This window comes from Pleurocapsa sp. CCALA 161 (genome assembly GCF_003003995.1).
Lineage (GTDB): Bacteria > Cyanobacteriota > Cyanobacteriia > Cyanobacteriales > Xenococcaceae > Waterburya.
On the sequence record NZ_PVWF01000062.1, the window covers coordinates 1 to 20782 of the forward strand.

At 42.2% G+C, this 20782-nt stretch carries 16 protein-coding genes and 1 pseudogene; 3 read left to right on the forward strand and 14 right to left on the reverse strand.

Annotated elements, in window-relative coordinates:
- Window positions 1-82: 82 nt before the first annotated feature.
- Window positions 83-304 (reverse strand): hypothetical protein, encoded by a 222-nt coding sequence (locus tag C7B62_RS15035; RefSeq protein ID WP_106238049.1) that lies wholly within the window; start codon window positions 302-304, stop codon window positions 83-85.
- A 143-nt stretch (window positions 305-447) separates the two neighbouring features.
- On the opposite strand from C7B62_RS15035, the gene C7B62_RS15040 reads away from it, so the two are divergent.
- Complete coding sequence (locus C7B62_RS15040; protein ID WP_106238052.1) at window positions 448-1599, forward strand: RNA-guided endonuclease TnpB family protein; 1152 nt, start codon at window positions 448-450, stop codon at window positions 1597-1599.
- A 112-nt stretch (window positions 1600-1711) separates the two neighbouring features.
- Complete coding sequence (locus tag C7B62_RS15045) at window positions 1712-2494, forward strand: TIGR00297 family protein (protein WP_106238055.1); 783 nt, start codon at window positions 1712-1714, stop codon at window positions 2492-2494.
- Here C7B62_RS15045 and C7B62_RS15050 read toward each other — a convergent pair.
- From C7B62_RS15050 to C7B62_RS15100, 11 genes and pseudogenes are all read right to left on the reverse strand, one after another.
- Entirely contained in the window at window positions 2491-3987 is a 1497-nt protein-coding gene (locus tag C7B62_RS15050) for a site-2 protease family protein (RefSeq protein WP_106238059.1), read from the reverse strand. The genes C7B62_RS15045 and C7B62_RS15050 overlap by 4 nt on opposite strands.
- A 126-nt stretch (window positions 3988-4113) precedes the next feature.
- Complete coding sequence (murQ, locus tag C7B62_RS15055) at window positions 4114-5034, reverse strand: N-acetylmuramic acid 6-phosphate etherase (RefSeq protein WP_106238063.1); 921 nt, start codon at window positions 5032-5034, stop codon at window positions 4114-4116.
- A 49-nt stretch (window positions 5035-5083) separates the two neighbouring features.
- Entirely contained in the window at window positions 5084-5458 is a 375-nt protein-coding gene (locus tag C7B62_RS15060; protein ID WP_106238067.1) for a DUF3110 domain-containing protein, read from the reverse strand.
- A gap of 118 nt (window positions 5459-5576) precedes the next feature.
- Complete coding sequence (uvrB, locus tag C7B62_RS15065; RefSeq protein WP_106238070.1) at window positions 5577-7592, reverse strand: excinuclease ABC subunit UvrB; 2016 nt, start codon at window positions 7590-7592, stop codon at window positions 5577-5579.
- Window positions 7593-7758: 166 nt separating this feature from the next.
- Entirely contained in the window at window positions 7759-10002 is a 2244-nt protein-coding gene (locus C7B62_RS15070) for a PAS domain-containing protein (RefSeq protein WP_106238074.1), read from the reverse strand.
- Window positions 9992-11650 (reverse strand): PAS domain-containing protein, encoded by a 1659-nt coding sequence (locus C7B62_RS15075; RefSeq protein ID WP_106238078.1) that lies wholly within the window; start codon window positions 11648-11650, stop codon window positions 9992-9994. Before C7B62_RS15075 ends, C7B62_RS15070 begins: the two co-directional genes overlap by 11 nt.
- A gap of 296 nt (window positions 11651-11946) precedes the next feature.
- Window positions 11947-12336: a response regulator gene (locus tag C7B62_RS15080; RefSeq protein WP_106238081.1), complete on the reverse strand. Its 390-nt coding sequence runs from the start codon at window positions 12334-12336 to the stop codon at window positions 11947-11949.
- A 187-nt stretch (window positions 12337-12523) separates the two neighbouring features.
- Window positions 12524-12832, reverse strand: coding sequence for a hypothetical protein (locus C7B62_RS15085; RefSeq protein WP_106238085.1), 309 nt, complete (start codon window positions 12830-12832; stop codon window positions 12524-12526).
- 161 nt (window positions 12833-12993) lie between these two features.
- Window positions 12994-13215, reverse strand: coding sequence for a Nif11-like leader peptide family natural product precursor (locus C7B62_RS15090; protein ID WP_106238137.1), 222 nt, complete (start codon window positions 13213-13215; stop codon window positions 12994-12996).
- 90 nt (window positions 13216-13305) lie between these two features.
- Window positions 13306-13614: a hypothetical protein gene (locus C7B62_RS15095; RefSeq protein ID WP_106238089.1), complete on the reverse strand. Its 309-nt coding sequence runs from the start codon at window positions 13612-13614 to the stop codon at window positions 13306-13308.
- Window positions 13615-13725: 111 nt separating this feature from the next.
- Window positions 13726-13860, reverse strand: a pseudogene (locus C7B62_RS15100) (ABC transporter substrate-binding protein); the annotation flags it as partial.
- A 420-nt stretch (window positions 13861-14280) separates the two neighbouring features.
- Between C7B62_RS15100 and C7B62_RS15105 the strand changes: the two are divergent.
- Window positions 14281-15861 carry a B12-binding domain-containing radical SAM protein gene (locus tag C7B62_RS15105; RefSeq protein ID WP_106238092.1) on the forward strand — a complete coding sequence of 527 codons (1581 nt, stop codon included), beginning with the start codon at window positions 14281-14283 and terminating at the stop codon, window positions 15859-15861.
- Window positions 15862-15903: 42 nt separating this feature from the next.
- Here C7B62_RS15105 and C7B62_RS15110 read toward each other — a convergent pair whose 3' ends face one another.
- Together C7B62_RS15110 and C7B62_RS15115 are read right to left on the reverse strand one after the other, a co-directional pair.
- Window positions 15904-19074: a PAS domain-containing protein gene (locus C7B62_RS15110; RefSeq protein WP_106238096.1), complete on the reverse strand. Its 3171-nt coding sequence runs from the start codon at window positions 19072-19074 to the stop codon at window positions 15904-15906.
- Window positions 19075-19222: 148 nt separating this feature from the next.
- Window positions 19223-20770, reverse strand: coding sequence for a mercuric reductase (locus C7B62_RS15115; RefSeq protein WP_106238101.1), 1548 nt, complete (start codon window positions 20768-20770; stop codon window positions 19223-19225).
- Window positions 20771-20782: the final 12 nt, after the last annotated feature.

Below are 20782 nucleotides of genomic sequence, written 5' to 3' on the forward strand. Positions count from 1 at the left end.
ATGCTCGTACCTCGCGGGGTCTTATATCCCCGCCCTCCGCTACGCTGCGGACGAGGTTTTACGACCCTTTCTATAAAAGGTATTAGCTATCCATCTGCTCTTGCAAATAAGTCTGCAACAAAGCATCCAGTTTATCTTCAGGACAACAATCAATCAAGGCTTCAAAGGCTTCATATAGTTTAGCTGCGCTATCTCCTAATATGGGCGTGAGGCCCCAAACGTCTTCTACCCAATCACGGGGTTCTTGGTCATCAAAGATCATCCGTTCTAAGAGTTGTTTTGCTTCAGGTTTAGAAAGAGCCATAATTGCGGTGAGCTAGATTAACAATCTTTTATTATCGAGTGTGAGCGAGAAGACCCCTCTCTTTTAAGGAGGGGATGATAGCGAACTGAGCAACGGAGAGAATAGGTTTTACAGCGAAGCCAAGTTTATGGTAAAATCATATCATGAAACAATTACGCGGATTTAAGTACAGATTTTACCCAACTTCGGCACAGCGACTAGAGCTAGCGCAGACGTTCGGATGTACTAGATTTGTGTATAACTGGGCGTTAGCACTAAGGACTAATAGTTACTACCAGGATAATGTTTCAATGAGCTATACAGATACATCTAATGCTTTAACCAAACTAAAAAAAGACCCAGAAAAACCTTGGCTCAAAAAAGTTTCGGCAGTGCCATTGCAGCAGGGATTAAGGCATTTGAACACGGCGTTTACTAATTTCTTTGCTGGTAGAAATAAGTATCCCAGATTCAAGAAAAAGAATAATCGACAGTCAGCCCACTATGCGCCTAATGCCTTTAAATGGGTTGATGGCAAGCTAACCTTGGCTAAAATGTCTCAACCATTAAAAATAAGATGGAGTAGATATTTTACTGGCGAACCAAGCAGTGTAACTATCTCCAAAGATCCAAGTAATAGATACTTTGTTTCGTTCTTGGTTGAAGAAGAATTAGAGCAATGGGACAAAACAAACGGCAAAATCGGTGTCGATTTAGGTGTCAAAGACGTGATGGTGACAAGTTCGGGGTTCGCTTCAGGCAACCCTAAGCTAACCCACAAATATCAGGCTAGGCTCAAAACTCTACAGCGTAGACTGGCTAAAAAGAAAAAAGGTTCTAACAACAGATACAAAGCAAGGCTTAAAGTAGCTCGTCTTCACGCGAAAATAGCCGATTGTAGAAAAGATTTCTTGCACAAATTAACAACTCAGTTAGTAAGCGAAAACCAAGCTATCTATACTGAGACGTTGGCTGTAAAGAATATGATGGCTAATCATAAGTTAGCCAAAGCTATTGCAGATTGTGGTTGGGGTGAAGCATTACGCCAATTCCAATACAAGTGCAAATGGCATGAACGGGAATTAGGTGCAATAGACAGATGGTTTCCATCATCTAAACGCTGCAATCCTTGTGGTCACATCTTGGATAAGTTACCTCTAGCTGTTAGAGAGTGGGTTTGTCCTAGCTGCAACTCTTGTAATCTGAGAGATAAAAACGCAGCATTAAATATTTTAGCGGTCGGGCAGACCGCGTTTGCTTGTGGATCTGGCACTGGCGGGGAGATAGATCTTCTATCTCTAGCTATCCAGGGGTGAATCAAGAATCCCCTCGCCTTGACCGAAGGGAATCATTTAGGACAGGCAGGGGAGTGTCAATAAGTATCGTCGGTTGATAAGCTTAAAAAACATCTTTCACTAAGTTTAAGTAATGTTTGACACTCTTGGTTGGTCTAATCCTTGGGCGATTGAGCATAGCTCACGCTTTGCGATCGCTTTAGTTTTGAATACTCTTTTATTAATCGTAGCTTTGATCAGCCCGAAGAAGCTGTTGACTCCGATAGGTAATCTTAATGGCGCAATCCTCGGAATATTAGTTTGGGGAACTTTAGGCTGGCGTGGTTATTTAATCGTGATGCTATTTTTTTTGTTAGGTTCGGGCTTGACTTTTGTAGGGATAGAACAGAAAGAAGCCGAAGGTATAGCAGAAGAACGTTCAGGCATGAGAGGAGCGGGTAATGTCTGGAGTTCGGCATTGGCTGCATCTATTTGTGCGATCGCCACGTTATTTTGTCCAGCACCAATTAAAGGATTGTTTGTCTTGGGTTATGTCGCCAGTTTTTGCACCAAGCTTGCCGATACTACCGCCAGTGAAGTAGGCAAAGCCTACGGCAAGACAACTTATCTGATTACTAACTTAAAATCAGTCCCTAGAGGTACAGAAGGAGCAGTAAGCCTGGAAGGGACAATAGCAGGAACGTTGGCTTCAATAGTACTAGCTACAATTGCTTGGGTGATTGGCTTGATTAGTCCTATCGGCATTCTTTGGTGTGTAGTTGCTGCTTTTATTGCCACCACGATTGAAAGTATAATCGGCGCAACCCTAGAACCTCGCTTTGCTTGGTTGACTAATGATCTCGTAAATCTGATTAATACTATAATTGGCGCGATCGCCGCTATTGTTTTAGCATGGTTTACTCAATCTCACTCCTAAGAACCTAAGCCAATTCGACCAGCCAGGCTGGTGCTTAGAGGGATCAGAGTTGCCAACATCAAAAACAAGGCTAATAAACCCCAAGCTGCTCTACTGTCGTCTGGTTCAGTTAATTCATTTTGGACTGGACGCTCTAGATCTCGCTGTAAAAACAAGATTAAGACTGCCCAATATAAAGGAATAGGATTGGCAGGATTAAATAGAGAAATAATCCCCAAGATAATTAAAGTTGCAAGAGTGCTGCGTCGAGCAGTTTTACGTCCATAAATAGCATGAACAATTCTTCCTCCATCTAACTTCCCTGCTGGCAAGAGATTCAAAGCAGTGATTACCAAACCCAGCCAGCCAATGATGACTAAAGGATTAATATCCACCACTGCCCCTTCTAAAGCCGAACCTAAGATCACTTTGGCTAAAGTGCCGACCAAAATCGAAGCCCGAAAAAATTCTGTGGGCAATTGAAAGGTACTGCCAGGATGGGACAAAATCAAACCAGAAATCAACAGCAGTAGAGACAAGACTCCCCCGACAGCAGGACCAGCAAAAGCAATATCAAATAGGGCTGTGCGATCGGGTAACAAAGATTCAAAGCGAGTAATTGCGCCAAATGAGCCGATCTGCCAATTGGGTAGGAAAAAAGGTACACTCAGGCGAATATTGTAGCGATTGGCAAGCACTTTGTGACCAATTTCATGGGCAATTAAAATCGACCATAACCCCAAGCTTAGAGGAATTGCTTCAGCGTAGCGACCAAAATTATCAAACAGATCGAAACCTTGTAGAATGCTAGCTGCTTCTAAACTAGTCAAGATTGTCCCCAGCAGCAAAACGAGCGCCAAATTCTTTTGTGCCAGGGTCGTAGTTTGCGGATCGTTAGTCTTAGGCAAAATTACCACCACAGGTCTTTCTTCTGGGCTTTCTACCAAAAATAAACGGTATTTATCGACAAAAGCCTGTTGCAGCTTATTGCTCATTTTGTCATAAGCAACATCTGGTTCACCTCGCAGGTTACCCTTAAAAATTGCACCATCTTGATAGGGAATGGTTTCAGTGGAGAAAAAAGTATCAATCCCAAAAATTTCCTTGATTTTTGCCAAATCTTCGGCGGGAATCGGCGAAATCTCTGGTTTTGACGTTCCTGTATCTGCTGACTCCTCAACTGATGCTGATTGTATGGTCGCTTGCTTGATTCTTTCGGCTGCTTTTTGCTGCAACAGAGCATCTTGTCCCGCCTCTCGCAATTGCTGACCTAACCAGATATAAATAGCAATTGAAATTATTAATAAAAATAATATACTTACCAAATTAAGATATATACCCAAAGCAAACAAGCCAAAGAACAATAGCCAAGGACTCATCAGCACAATGGATTGCAGCCAAGCAAGAATTCCCAATCTGCCGTAAGTTTTGGCTCTGTTATAGCCCCATCCCAGGATCACTGTAACAGCAGCAAAAAGGATAAAGGTAGCGAGAGATTCCGATCCGTCTAACATGCGTTGTTTTAATATTTTGATTAATTAAACCACCATTAACCGTTAGCAGCAGAATTTAAGCCGATGCTGATAGTTAATAATCAGTGGTTTCCCTTATTTTATGATCACAAACGCCTTCACGGACATTTAGGTATCTGATGAATGGCGCTCGACTAGCGATCGCAAATCACTCTGTTTTTGATTCAATAGAGCTTTGCCTGCCTCGGCATCCAAACCAGTCCAGTGCATCAGTAAAGCCAGCTTGACTTGCTTGTGACTCTTAATTAATAATTCTTTTGCTTCCAGGCGGTCTAAATCGGTGAGATCACTAATAATTCGTAAAGCGCGATCGTGAAGCTTATCATTAGTGACAGCCACATCAACCATGCGATTGCCATAAACCTTTCCAGATCGAACCATAGCGCCCGTAGAAATGATGTTGAGCGCCATTTTGGTCACAGTACCCGCTTTCAGTCTAGTCGAGCCTGCCAAAATTTCCGCGCCAACTAATAACCGAATATCAATATCTGCCTCTATTGTCACTTCCTCGGCATTGACACAACTTATGGCAACGGTTGTTGCCCCTCGAAGTTGAGCCTCTTGTAACGCACCATGAACAAAAGGTGTTGTTCCTCCTGCGGTAATGCCGATTACCACATCCAAGTTAGTTACTTGGCGATCGCGAATTGCCTGTGCGCCATCTTCAGGGCGATCTTCTAAAGCTTCAGAACTTTTGATTAATGCAGGCGCACCACCAGCTAAAATCCCCTGAACTAATTCGGGGGAAGTACAAAAGGTGGGGGGACACTCAGCCGCATCCAAGACACCTAATCTGCCACTTGTTCCTGCACCGACATAAAACAATCTACCTCCCTGTTTAAAAGCTGCTGCGGTTGCGTCAATAGTCTTAGCCAAAGCAACCCGGGCATTAGCGATCGCCTCGATCGTTTTTACATCTTCTCGATTAAATAAATCAACAATTTCTAGACTAGATAAACGATCTAAATTCTGACTCTGAGGATTAATTTGTTCTGTCAACAAATGTCCCCGCGACTGCAAATTATCCATGTTTTTTGGGTATGGGCGAACTACCATTCGTCCTTAAACTTTTTTACAATTAAAGCAATCCTTCTAATTGGCGACGAATACGCTCTAGCTCATCATTAGCTATTGAATCTACTTGGGTCGGTGAATCCTTGGTTTCTTCTTCCCAGCTTAAATCCTCAACGTTCTTTTCTGGCGGAATTTCTAGTTCTCCTGACTCAACTAATTTGGAATCATAATCTGCTTGACGACAAAACTGCTCTACTTCATCAGAATCAATCGCTTCTACCTTGGGTTCGGGAAAATCTTGCGCTTCTAGCAACAATGAGTAACGCAGGGCATCATCTTCGTCTTTAAACATCAAAATGGTATTGCGATCGCCCATTTGAATTGTATGAATCCCTTCATTGTCAGTTCCCGCATTGAATAGCAAAATGTATACCAGCATCTCAACTAACGTTAATTCTGTATTTATGCCAATTACAACATAAATTGCTGTAATGAGTAAACTAATTCAAATCTAACGCTTAATTAAAACCTCAAAAAATCGAGACAGTAGAGTCGCTTCAAACATTTTTCTGATTGCTTCTTCCCAACAACTTATCCCGTAATTTCAAAATGCGATCGCGATATTTAGCAGCTTCTTCAAACTCTAAATTCTTGGCAGCTTCTTTCATTTTGGCTTCTAGCTGTTCAATTAGAGCAGGAATTTTTTCTAGAGGCAGATCGTAAGATTTTTCGTAAACTTCTTCTAGCTGTTCGGAGTTTAAACGACGAGAGATATCTAAATAAGCCAGGATTGAATTCTCTTCGTTTTTAATAATCGGCTTGGGGGTAATATTATGGCGTTTGTTGTAAGCGATCTGGATATTACGTCTTCTTTCTGTTTCTTCAATTGCCCTTGCCATGCTGTTAGTCAGATTGTCAGCATACAAAATTGCCTGTCCTTCGACGTGTCTTGCTGCCCTACCAATGGTTTGAATAATCGAACTTTCTGAGCGTAAAAAGCCTTCTTTATCAGCATCTAAAATAGCCACTAAGGATACTTCGGGTAAGTCTAAACCTTCCCGCAAGAGGTTAACCCCAATCAGCACATCCACATCACCCCGACGTAAAGACTGTAAGATTTCAATCCGTTCAATCGATTTAATTTCCGAATGGAGATACTGCACCTTGAGATCTCGTTCGGCAAAATATTCGCTCAAGTCTTCCGACATCTTCTTAGTTAAGGTGGTGACTAGCACCCGTTCCCCTTTAGCAATACGTTCATGGATTTCGCCATATAAATCATCTACCTGCCCTTCGGTGGGGCGAACTAAGATTTCAGGATCGATTACTCCTGTGGGGCGAATAACTTGTTGGGCAATGCGATCTTCTGACTGTTCCAACTCCCACTTAGCAGGAGTGGCAGACACAAAGACGCATTGGTTGACCTTTTCCCAAAATTCATCGGCTTTTAAAGGGCGATTATCCGCAGCAGAAGGCAATCTAAACCCATGTTCAATTAAAACTTTTTTCCTGGCGCGATCGCCATTATACATCCCCCGTAGTTGGGGTACGCTAACGTGAGACTCATCGATTACGAGTAACCAATCATCAGGAAAATAATCAACTAAACATTCTGGTGGTGCGCCTGGTTCTTTTCCTGCTAAATGTCGAGAATAGTTTTCCACGCCGTTACAGTAACCAACTTCCTCTAGTAGTTCTAAGTCATAACGGCAGCGTTGTTCTAATCGTTGGGCTTCTAGTAGCTTCTGCTCACTTTCCAGTTCAATTAAACGCCCTTCCAATTCCTGCCGAATATTCAAACAGGCTGCTTCTAGTCTTTCTTGTGGGGTAACAAAGTGTCGGGCGGGATAAATACTCACACCGTTCATACTCTGTAAAATTTCTCCTGTAACTGGATCGACATAACGGATGGCTTCGATCTCATCCCCAAAAAACTCCACCCGAATCACGCGATCTTCATAGGCGGGAACAATTTCCAAGACATCTCCTTTGACCCGAAACCGCCCTCGTTCAAGTTCAATATCGTTACGAGAATACTGAACTGTAACTAAGTCTCGCAATAATTCCCGCTGATTAATTTCCATACCCAGCTTCAGTGGTACGGCAGCCTTGAGATACTCCGCGGGCATTCCCAAACCATAGATACAGCTAATCGAAGCTACAACAATTACATCCCTGCGTTCAAAAAGCGATCGCGTTGCGGAATGACGCAACATATCAATTTCATCGTTAATCGAAGCCGTCTTTTCAATATAAGTATCACTAACAGGAATATATGCCTCTGGCTGATAATAATCGTAATAACTGACAAAATACTCCACCGCATTATCAGGGAAAAACAACCGCAACTCATTACACAATTGCGCTGCCAAGGTTTTATTGTGCGCCAAGACTAAAGTTGGCTTCTGCACGTTGTTAATCAGATTAGCTACTGAAAAAGTCTTACCCGTACCTGTCGCCCCTAATAGCGTTTGAAAACGGTTTCCTTGCTGTAGCGATTCGGTTAATTGGGCGATCGCTTCTGGCTGATCTCCTCCTGGTTCAAAAGGTGCTTGCAGGTTAAATAAGCTCATTACAAGTAAGTATTTCTCTCTTCTTACTCTTTATAGCGCAAATTTAATTACTAGTTCATTTGTTTCAAGTAGAAAAGAGCGATCGCATGAACGTAAGTTTTTTCTGTGTTTTCCCCAGCATCCCTCACGCTGGTGAGGTTATTCCTTTTCAATTCTTAACATTTATTTACTGAATTAATTGCCCTATAGTAGTTATTAATTCTGGAATAGCAACTGGTTTAGCAATGTGCTTTTGATATCCAGCATTAAATGAACGTTGTCGGTCTATTTCCCCCGCATAAGCAGTAAGTGCGATCGCAGGTAGGTTTTTTCCTTGAGGCAAAGCTCTAATTTGGGTTATTAAACTGTAGCCATCGGTTTGTGGCATTCCAATGTCGCTAATAATCAAATCGGGAGTGGCTCTATTAAACGCTTCTAGGGCTTCTGCTGCCGATGTTACCGATGTCACTTCCGCACCTTCTTGTACTAAAATTAAGGTGAGTAGATCCAGCGAGTCTGGTTCGTCATCTACTACTAGAACTTTGATACCATTAAAGCGATTTGGCTGTACAAATCGAGGGATTAGATTGCTATTTATTTCTGTTTGTTCTGTCGCTGGCGTGTTCATTAGGGGGAGTTTAACGCTAAAGGTAGCTCCTTGTCCTGACCCTAGACTCGATACTCCTACCGTACCTCCATGCAGTTCGGTTAAGTGACGCACTATCGCCAGACCCAACCCTAATCCGCCGTATTGTCGCGTGCTACTACTTTCTGCCTGACGAAAGCGATCGAAGACATAAGGTAAAAATTCAGCATCAATTCCTTGCCCTGTATCTTTGACCTGAATTTGAGCATAAGAATCAACACGCTCTAGTTTGATTGTGATTCGCCCACCTTCGGCAGTAAATTTGATGGCATTGGATACTAAATTCCAGACTACCTGCTGTAAACGACCTGCATCTCCTAAAACCTGAAGTGTATTTAATTCATAAATTGTTTCGATTTGAATTGATTTTGCTTCTGCTGCTAAGTTTACGGTTGTTAGTGCCGATCTCATGATTGATTCTAGATTAAGCGGATTTTGGTTAAGGTTTAGCTTACCCCGCAAGATTCGCGATACATCTAATAGATCTTCAATTAGCTGCACCTGTAACTTGGCATTACGTCCGATAATTTCAATTCCCATTGCCGTTTTCTCGGCATCTAGTCTGCCAGTAGCTAGCATCTGCGCCCAACCTAAAATAGGATTGAGAGGAGTACGCAGTTCATGAGACACAATGGCTAAAAACTCATCTTTAAGCCGATTGGCATTAGTCAAATCTTCTGTTTGCTGGAGCAGTTTTGACTCTAATTCTTTGATTATGGTGATGTCGGTATTTGTACCGTACCATTTAATAATTTCTCCTGACTCGTTGTGTAAAGGTCTGGCTCTTGTCAAAAACCAGCGATACACTCCATTAAAATTGCCTAAACGAGCTTCGAGATTGTATTGTTTTCCCGACTGAATTGACTTGCTCCAGGCTTCACTGACCCGCACTAGATCTTCGGGATGGACGATTGATGACCAACCACTATCTTTGATTTGCTCTAAACTAATTCCTGTATAATCCTGCCAGCGTTGGTTAAGATAGTCTATTTCACCATCTGGTGTAGCCGTCCAAATCTGCTGGGGAATCACCTCGGTAATTAGCTCAAGTTCTTGCTGACTTTGTTGAAGAGCTTGTTTGCTGGCTTCGCGATCGCCGATATCAACTCCAGAAGGAACGAGATATTCTACCTGTCCAGATTCACCAAAGATGGGAACAATGCTAAATTCAACTAGAGTCAGGCTGTCGTCCTCAGCAACTCTTGCGAGAGTATCAAACCTGACCATTTCCCCAGCTACTGCTCGTTTGATCCCAGCATTTACCTGTGCTTGAACTTCTGTCGAGAAAGTCCACCAAGGGGTTTCGGCAAAAGGTCGATCTAAGACATCTTCTAACTGTAGATTGATTCCCTCCAAAGCAGTTTGGTTAATTGTAATTACCTTACCATCGGGAGTTAGCAACCCGACATAAACGGGCAAACCATCGAGAATTTTCCTCAACTGTTGTTCGCTAGATCTTAGAGCTGCCTCTGCTTGCCTGCGCTCTGTAATATCGATACCAGAGGGAATTAGGTATTCTACTCTGCCTCGATCGTCAAACAAGGGAATAATACTAAAGTCAATCAAAACAAATGTTTCGGGACTCAATCTCACGGTAACGTCATAACGCACGTATTCTCCTTGAGCAGCTTGCTTAATGGCATCGTCTAATTGTGCTTGAATCTCGGTGGAATAAGACCACCAATAGGCTTCGGGGAATGGTTTACCTAATACATCTTCCTCTTGCAAATTAGCAGCTTCTAAAGCAGTACGATTGGCTTCGGTTAATACACCGTCAGGGGTCATTACGCCAACAAAACAAACTATAAAGACTATCGATGACCCGTCTTAGGTGTTGTTCGCTATGGCGTAACGCTGCTGCTTTTTCTTGGCGATCGCTAATATCTAAATTAATTCCGCTTAGGCGAATTGGCTCACCGTTTTCATTTTTAGTAACATTACCAATTCCTAGTATCCAGCGGATTCCCTTGTGAGGATGGATAATTCTAAATTCTGTTCTAAATTCAGAAATTTCTCCTGATAGTACCTTTTCTATTTCTAAGTTAGTTTGGTCTATGTCGTCAGGATACAGAGTATGTTCCCAATCTTGATAGCGCAAAGGCTGTATTTGCGGTTCTATACCGTACAGTTTGTAATTTTCAGGCGACCATACTACCTCATCTCGGATAAGATCCCAGTTCCAAGTACCTGCTTTGGCATTAAATAGTGCTAACCTTAATAACTCTTCGTTTTCTTTTAAATGTTGTTCTGATTCTTTTTGGGCAGTAATATCCTGCACCGTACCTATCATCCGCACGGCTTCACCATCCTGATTATAAAAGCCTCTACCTTTGGCTAAGATCCAACGAACAGTAGCATCTGCCCACACAACCCGATATTCAACACTGTATTCAGTTTTATTATTCAAAGCCAAATCTATGGCTGACTGGACGAGATCGCGATCTTCAGGATGAATTACGTTGAAGCAGGTGTCAAAGCTCAGTTCGGTATTGTGGGGTAGTCCAAATATTTCTCTACCTGATTCTGTCCACTCCAAGGTGTTATTCCCCAAGTCCCAAAACCACATCCCAATACCTGAAGCATTTGTCGCTAATGTTAATCGTGTTTCACTTTCTCGTAGGGCTATTTCCGTTTGTTGGCGATTGGTGATATCTCTGGCAATACCGACTATTTGCTCTACCGAACCCTCTGGGTTACGACTGTATACTCGATCATGACTACAAAACCACCGCCATTCACCGTTTTTGTGGCGCATTCTATATTCAAACTTACATATTTCATCTTCTTTAGAACTGTGCAGTCTGGATATATGAGCGGGGAATCGAGCCAAGTCATCGAAATGCATCAACTGAGTCACAAAATTAGGCTCTAACTCTGATATTTCTTGAGGGGTATAGCCTAATGAATCGTAAGTCTGAGAATTAATATAAACATTGCGGTTGGCGATCGCATCATAAATATATATAATTCCTGGAATAAAGTCTACTAGTTGTTCTTTAGTTAGAGTTTGAGGCGATCGCTTTGTACCTATAGTTTGAGACGTATTTTTGACTCCGATATCTTGAGTAACATCAACAAAACTTACCTCTACTCCATAAAGCTCGTTACTGTTGACTTTAATTAGAGGCAGTGTATCTATTGATAACCAAACTAAATCTCCATTGGGCTTATAAAACCCCATAATTACATCAGAACAAGGTTGCCCCGTTCTGATTGATGCGATCGCAGGATGATTTTCAGGAGGAAAAGAAGAGCCGTCTTCATGAATCGTCTGCCAGGGTGGTTCAAAGCAAGTAGCCCCAATCAATTGCTCGGCTGTATAGCCTAAAATGTTTTCTACTTCGACGTTGCAACTTTGAATAGTTCCATCGGCTAGGTGAAATATCACCCCGACTGCTGTTGAGTTGAAAGTGCGATTTAGATTTGGCTTCATTCAAGGGCTATACTTTTACTGAAATTAAATACTGAAATTAAATGTTGCCCTCAGTGTTGTTAGATTTGATTGATTTTGGGCTTTTTATGAATACTCTTCTATGTCTTAAGTATTATATCCTACGGTCTATGTCCAATACTTTTATCATTCTTAGGATAGATTTTTTCCAATAGAAAATTTGCTGTCGAGTTGAATTATCAACTCACACAGCACAAAAAAATCATTCTCATGACGATCTTTACCCTATGTACTATGTAAATCCAAATTAGCTAGAGCCAAATAAGAACTCTCTCAAATCAAATATCGAATAGCTCAACAGTGGTCAAAAATTGTTCTAGATCAAAAGGTTTATAAAGTAATCTTTCTGCACCAGCTTCTTTAGCCTGTTGGCAACTAACGTCTTGATTAGCAGTCATCAAGAGAACAGGAATATAAGGTAGATTTTGATGGTTACGCAAGCGATCGATTACCTCATAGCCATTTATCCCAGACATCATTAAGTCCAGAATAATCAGGTCTGGTTTGACTGCTTCTGTTTGTATCAAAGCTAAAGCAGTTTCTCCACTTTCGGCAGTATTTACTTGATACCCTTGGGTTTCTAAAATAAACTGCGCTAAAAATACATTATCTGCTACGTCATCTACGACTAAAATACGCTTAGTCTGTCGTTCGGTTACTAAAGACATTGAAAAAATTGATTTTATTATATTTGCAATCTTATTAGTCTTATTGACGATTGACCTCCGCTAAAAGGCGTACAAATATCAACAACTGCTATGTTTCTCGTTTGTGACTTATCCCGCGAAAGTCTCGACATCAACAATTTATCGAGAAAATGCGATCGCTTCGGCGTAGCCCTTCGGACTAATCGCCTTACTGACCACCTCTAATATCCAATGTAACCTCGGCAGTAATCGCTCGCTCGTTCTGTCCCAGTATCTTCACCCGCCTAACCTTGCCCCGATAAGGAGAATAAACAGAAGTCAATTGCTCCAGTTCCTCATCAACTTTATCTAACTGAGTTTGTAGTGAGTTAACTTGCTCCTGCTGCTTCTGCATTTTTTGTTTGATAGTCAGATGAGTGAGAGTATTCTTACCCAAAACGCGACCGTATAAACAGACAGGTTTTTGATTCGCTTCATCATCACAGTTCACCAAGATTGGTCTTCTGTTAACTGTCATAGTCTATTGGGTGGGTTTTGGGTGCGATCTGAGTTCGGATAGGGCGATTATCCGAAGGCTAGGCGTGACGGACGCGACGTAAGGAGCTTATCCGAAGGTGTCTATCACGGATACACCTACGGATATACCCTTTAGGGAATCCTTTAGGGAAGCCTAATCGCTCAATTCCCCCAATACTCTCCAGGAAGATCCTTTTTTTTAACAGTAACCCTGCCAACTTTCTTACCTGACATTCTCAATAATTCATCACCTGAAAATTCAAAACCAAGCAAGAGTGCTATTTGTGCAACTTCATCTGCTGTTGATGAAGCAAGCACCTCATTTTTAAGTGCAGGTTCAGACTGCATTTTCTTTAAAAATGCCTCGAGTTGATCTAAAGCCATATTTGAAACTCCTATTCTCGCTATGCAAGTGTTGCGAACTTGTCGATCAAACTTATAATAGACCATCTTAAATGCTTTGAGACTGAATATTCATGACCGCAAAATCTTAACCTCCACACTCCCTACTGCATACTGTTCGATCATTAGCGCGATCGCATCATCCAAACTACAATAATCAAACTTTACTCTACTCCCCACTAACTGAGCCGTTACCATCTGCTTCGGTTGGAGGGGAATCTTCACATCTTCAGGGAAATCAACCGCCAATTCTCCATTCACGTAAATATCTGCACCAGGATAAGCTCTTTGTAGTTCTTCTAGGGGAGCGGTCTCTTCTTCATCATCAAAACTAATACTCTTAATTTCAGTCTTGGCAGCTTCTCCTACTTCAGTAGTCACCTTGCTTGTAATTATCTGCTCACCAGTTTTAGGTCGGGATATCTAACTGCATAGCGATTAGGCTCCGCCTAGCCGAAGGCATCGCGACCAAGAATTTCTTAATTGAGCCTTATTGAGATATTCATAAGCTGCATCAAGTTCAATTCCCGAAAGGTTTTTTGATAATCCTAAACCACCGCCCCAACCGCGATCGCCTTCTTTTAAAGGTGCATAAATACAGGGTAATCCTCTGGCTTTGACCGCAATCATCAAGTGTGGATATAAACCTTTTGATGGTGATGGCAGGTAAATTTGAGCTTGGCGATCGCCAAAAATACCCAGAAAAGAATTTAATTTAGAGCTAATTCGTCAAGAAAATCTAAACAAAGAAAATAACTGAATGCTGCTGGGAATCATAATCGTGATGATGGGAGTCTAAACCCTGGTCATATTAATGCTCGTTCATACTCCAGCAATGGGAGAAAGTACACTTGTTGACTTGATATATCTTACTGAAAAAGCATTTTAAAAAATGTTTTTAATATTAAGGCGGTTAAACCTATCGCTGACATCTTGCTAAAGCGCGCAATAAATAGCTAAAAACCACGGATTACATTTCCTTCAGATACAATGTAGTCTCCAATAGTCGCCAAAATGTATTATTCCAAGTGTGAGGATTAGTTTAAGATGCGTGCCTTATTAATTTATCCCGTTTTTCCCCAAACCTTTTGGTCTTATGACAAAATTCTCGAACTAGTAGATCGCAAAGTATTATTACCCCCTTTGGGAATGATTACTGTGGCTGCTATTCTGCCTCAAGATTGGCAATTTAAGCTCGTCGATCGCAATATTCGTGACGTGACGGAAGGGGAATGGGAGTGGGCTGAAGTGGTCATTTTCTCTGCCATGATCGTCCAAAAGCAAGACATGTTGGAGCAAATTGCTGAAGCTAAAAGACGCAATAAATTAGTTGCCGTGGGCGGCCCATATTCTACATCCTTACCTAATGAACCCAAGGCTGCGGGGGCAGATTTTCTAATTCTGGATGAGGGAGAAATTACTTTACCTCTATTCGTCGAAGCAATAAGCAATGGAGCAACTAGCGGTACGTTCCGCGCTACGGAAAAGCCTGATGTGACCATCACTCCCATACCTCGTTATGATCTGTTAGAGCTTGATGCTTATGATTCGATGTCAGTGCAGTTTTCTCGTGGCTGCCCGTTCCAGTGTGAATTCTGCGACATTATCGTATTATATGGTCGTAAACCGCGCACTAAAGAACCTGCCCAGCTGCTCAAAGAATTAGATTGTCTTTATGAATTAGGCTGGCGACGTTCCGTCTTCATGGTGGATGATAACTTTATTGGTAATAAGCGTAATGTTAAGCTACTACTCCAGGAATTGAAGACTTGGCAAGAAACCCATCAATATCCCTTTGACTTTAATACCGAAGCCTCCGTTGATTTGGCTGCGGATGAAGAATTGATGGAGTTGATGGTGCAGTGTAACTTCAATGCGGTCTTTTTGGGGATTGAAACCCCCGATGAATCTAGTCTCCAGCTGACGAAAAAGTTTCAAAATACCCGTAGCTCTCTCGCCGATACGGTGGATAAAATGATTCGGGCGGGATTACGACCCATGGCAGGGTTTATCATTGGTTTTGATCACGAGAAAAAAGGTGCTGGCAACAGAATTATTGACTTTGTCGAAGACGCAGCAATTCCTACCGCTATGTTTGGGATGCTCCAAGCCTTACCCTTAACTGCTCTTTGGGAACGGTTAGAAAAAGAAAATCGCCTGCGGGACAACACGAGAAAAGACATCAATCAAACTACCCTGATGAATTTTGTGCCGACTCGTCCTATTGAAGATATTGCCCAAGAATACATCGAGACTTTCTGGACATTATATGAACCTAAACGATACCTAGATCGCGTCTATCGCTGCTTTCTCAAACTAGGTACACCTAAACATAAAGCACCTGCCAGTATGCCCACTTGGGTAGATCTAAAAGCTTTGGCAATTGTCGTCTGGCGACAAGGATTTAAACGAGATACTCGCTGGAAATTTTGGCATCATTTATTTAGCATTATCCGCCACAACCCTGGTGTTTGGGAACATTATCTGACTATGTGCGCCCACAATGAACACTTCTTAGAATATCGTCAAATTGTCCGCGATGAGATTGAAGCACAACTAGCAGAATTTCTAGCATTAGAACAAGAATTTAAACAGACTACTACTCAAAAGTTAGACGCAGTTGCTTAATTAGTTTAAGACCTCAAGGCGATCGCTGTTTTAATCAAATAACTAAATTATTTGCACAATGGTAGTGATTAAATCAGCAATATTAATTGGTTTGGCAATGTGTTCGGTAAATCCACATTCGAGCGCTCGCTGTCGATCTCCTTCGCTGGCATAAGCGGTTAAGGCGATCGCTGGGAGATCTTTTCCTGAAGTCAGTTCACGGATGTGGGCGATTAGGCTGTAGCCATTGATATTAGGCATTCCAATATCGCTAATCAGCAGATCTGGAGTTGATTGATGAAAAGATGCGATCGCTGCATCGGCAGAGGACACCGCTGTTACGTTTGCCCCCTCTTGTTCTAAAACAAAAGCTAATAAGTTGAGGGAGTCTACTTGATCGTCCACGACTAAAACCTGGATACCGTTGAGGGGATTTGCTTCTTTTAGATTAATGCCTAGATCTGCTGATTTTATGATTGGTGTATCGACCAGGGGTAATTTAACAGTAAAAGTAGCACCTTGTCCTATTCCTGCGCTAACTACTGATACCGTTCCACCGTGTAGTTCACTTAAGTGGCGGACAATTGCCAAACCTAAACCTAAACCGCCAAATTTGCGAGTGCTGCTGCTTTCTGCCTGGCGAAAACGCTCGAATACATATGGTAAAAATTCAGGGTCAATACCAATACCCGTATCTTTTACTTGAATCAAGGCTCGATTGCCAGCGCGCTCTAGGGTAACTGTCACTTTTCCGCCGTCTGGGGTAAACTTAATCCCATTAGCAACTAAATTCCAGATTACCTGCTGTAAACGTCCTGCATCCCCTGAAACTTGTCCGATATTGGGTGCAAAGCTTGTTTCAATTTGAATTGATTTGGCTTCTGCTGCTAATTGAACCGTTGTTAATGCCGCTCTAATCACCAATTCTAAATTGAGTGGAGTTGCCTTCAGGTTTAGTTTGCCCCGCAGAATACTCGACACATCGAGCAAGTCTTCAATCAGTTGTACCTGTAGTTTGGCATTGCGTTCGATGATAGCTATTCCCTCTGCCGTCTTCTCTGGTTTAAGTCGCCCAGCCATCAGCAATTGTGACCAGCCTAAGATGGGATTGAGGGGGGTACGTAGTTCGTGGGAGACGATCGCCAGAAACTCATCTTTGAGTTGATTAGCTTGGGTTAAATCCTCTGTTTGTCGCTTTAGTCTTTCTTCTAACTGTTTGATTCTGCTGATATTGGTATTTGTACCATACCACTGAATAATTTTCCCTTGTTTGTTGCGTAACGGCTTGGCTCTAGCTAAAAACCAGTGATACTTGCCATTTGCCCTGCGTAAACGAGCCTTAACGTTATAATCTTTTCCTGTCTCTAAAGCTTGATCCCAAGCTTGATTGACTTGCTCAAGATCCTCAGGATGCACCACCGTCTCCCAACCGCGATTTTGCACCTGTTCCAAAGTAGCTCCTGTGTAATCTTGCCAGCGTTGATTAACGTAATCTATTTCACCCCCAGGCAATGCCGTCCAGACTTGTTGGGGAATTACTTCGGTAATTAGCTTGAGTTGGGATTCTCTGGCTTCTAAAGCCTGTTTGTTTTGCTCTTGTTCGTTGATATCTTGAGCAACACCCATCATCCGAATTGGTTCACCTTCTGAGTTATAAAAACCTCGACCTTTGGCTGCTATCCAGTTAACGCTACCATCAGACCAAACGGTACGATATTTAACGTTATATTCTGTTTTTGATGCTAATGCCTGTTGTACTGCTTTGTTGGTGCGATCGCGATCATCAGGATGGAGCGTATTCAGAAATAGTTCATAGGTCATCTCAACCTCAGGTTTCAAGCCAAATAAGCTTTTACACCGATCTGTCCACTCTAAATGATCCTTAGTTAAGTCCCAAAACCACATTCCCAAACCAGCAGCATTTGTAGCCAAATTCAAACGTTCTTCTTGATTACTTAGCTCGCTCTCGATTTGCTGGCGTTCTTGTAGGGCAGCTTGCTGTTCGCTAATATCTTGAGCAACGCCCAAAATCTGTAGTACCGAACCATCTTGATTACGTTTGTGAACTCGATCTTGGCTATAAAACCAACGCCATTCACCGTTTTGATGGCGCATTCGATATTCAAAACTAAAGACCTCATTCCATTTGGCTCTTTTGAGTCTTTCAATATGCTGGGGAAGGCGAGCTAAATCGTCAGGATGCATTATCCGAGCAGCAAAGTCTTTACCTATCTCCGCTTTTTGCTGTAGAGTATAGCCGAGCAAAGTATAACTTTGGGAATTTGTATAAATATTCTCCCCAGCGATCGCATCATAGATATAAATCACCCCAGGGACTGCATTGGTAATCTGTTGGATAAACTGCTGGTTGCGCTGAAGATCGATTAAGGCAGTTTGATATTCTAAATGTAGCCGATGTTGGGCGATCGCCCGTTTGACTTCTAGCCTGAGCTTTTCTGGAGTGAGTTGCCCCTTGATTAAATAATCCGTTGCCCCTAATTTAATCGACTCAATTGCGATAGTTTCATTTCCCTGTCCAGTCAGCATGATTACGGGAGGGCGATCTTCTTTGGTCTTCTGTTGCCATTGAGTTAGCCAGTCTAACCCATCCATATCGGGCAATAAATAATCTAACAACACAACATCTGGCTGATGCTGTTGATATATTGCTAGAGCTTCATCTCCCAAGTCTGCTTCGACAAACGTATATTGATAATCGCGATCGCTTTGCAGATATCGCCGATACAGTTCTCGGTCTTCAGGCGAATCTTCCACCAGCATTACTGTCAGTTCTTGTTGAGCGATGGTTTGAGGTAATGTAATTGAGCTGTTACCTTCAGGGGTAAATACCTGTATCTGCTGGGTAATGTCTCTAAAGCTTACTTCTACTCCATAAATTTCGGTATTGCTGGCTTTAAACAGGGGCTGAGAATCAATCGATAACCAAACCAGTTCTCCGTTAGCTCGGTAATAACCCATAACTACATTTGTACAGGGCTGACCCGTTCTCATAGAGACAATTGCTGGATGGTCTTCTGGAGGAAAAACAGAACCATCTTCATGAATGGTTTGCCAGGGATGATTAAAGGTTGAAGCCCCAATTAACTGTTCAGCAGTACAGTCCAGAATTATTTCCGCATTTGTATTACAACTTTGAATAGTTCCATCAGCAAGCTGAAAAACAATTCCAACCGCATCGGTTGAGCTTAGGGCGCGACCTATATTTATGCTCATCTAACTATTAGCCTGTATTCAACAATTAGTAAGTAGTTAATCTTATACTTTTATCTTTTAAATTATCAAAAGTTCAACAATTCGTAGCTATTAGCGATGGTTATTGAGTTTATTTAGTTGATTAGTTGATTTGCTCAAAGAGTAGAAATCATGACAATTTGGCTAAAAAGCCCAGTAGTTTTTTGGTTTTCTCGGTTAATAAAGTTCGACGATAAGCGTCAGCAGCCTGTTTAATAGCCGCTGCCTGAGTGGGGTAGGGATGAATGACGGTAGAAAGCTTACTTAAACCCATCCCACCAATCATCGCCGTGGTGACTTCGCTAATCATTTCGCCAGCATGGCGCGCCACAATCGTCGCCCCCAAAATTTCGTCTGATCCTTGCTTGTGGAGAATTTTGAGTAAGCCTGTCTCGCCGTCTGCTAAGGCGCGATCGACATCAGCAAAATCGATTCTAATCGTCTTGCAGTCGATGCCTTTTGCTTGTGCTTCATCTTGATACATGCCAACATGGGCAATTTCAGGATCGGTATATGTTACCCAAGGCATAACTAAATCGCTAAGTTTTGATCTACCCAACCCAAAGGGGGAAAATAAAGTATTTTTAATGACAATTCTGGCTGCTGCATCTGCTGCATGGGTAAATTTCCAGTTCATGCAGATATCTCCTGCACCATAAATTTTTGAGTTGGTGGTTTGCAGATAATCGTTAACCTTAACCCCTTTTTGAGGATCATATTCAACCCCGACAGCTTCTAGATTAAGGTCTACATTGGGTTGTCTACCTGCACCCACCAGGATCTCTTCAACGACAATAGATTCTGAAGATTCTGAAGCGCGATCGCTAATAAAATTAATTACCTTGCCTTCAGGGCTTTGAGAGACGCTTTCTAACTGGCAGTTTAAAACCAAATGAATCCCATCTTTAATTAACCCCTGCTGAACTATTTCTGCTGCCTCGGCATCTTCTTTTTCTAGTACATGAAAACCCTTGTGAAACAAAGTTACTTCGCTCCCCAAACGCTGAAAAGCCTGGGCTAATTCGCAACCAATCGGCCCCCCACCAATTACGGCTAGTTTCTTGGGTAAACTGGTCAAAGAGAAAACGCTTTCATTTGTCAAATAACCAGTTTCTTCGATCCCAGTAATCTTCGGTTTAACAGCACGCGCACCAGAGGCAATAACCGCCTTCTTAAACTTGAGATCTTGACCGCCAACGGTAATAGTATCCTTACTCTTAAATCTAGCCTCGCCAAAAAACACGTCAACTCCAGCTTTTTGCGCAGCCATTGCCGAATCTACAGGACTAATTTTAGTTCTTACCTGACGCATTCTTGCCATTACCGCAGGAAAGTCGATCCCAATATGTTCTGGAGGTTCAATTCCGTAAGGTAGCGCCTCTTTCATCTCTGCTACTACACGGGAAGAACGAATTATACATTTAGAAGGAATACAGCCCACATTTAAACAATCTCCCCCCAGCAAACTTTTTTCAATCAGCCCCACCTTTAGCCCAATTCCCAAACCTGCTGCACCTTTAGCCGTAACCAGTCCTGCTGTCCCTGCACCAATAACTACTAAATCATACTCCTTGGCGGGAGTTGGATTTTCCCAGTTAGTCGGATGCACATTTGCTAGTAATTCCTGGTTATATTTGTCCCAGGGTTCAATAGTTACTGCATGATTTTGATTATTCATAAAGATATTGGG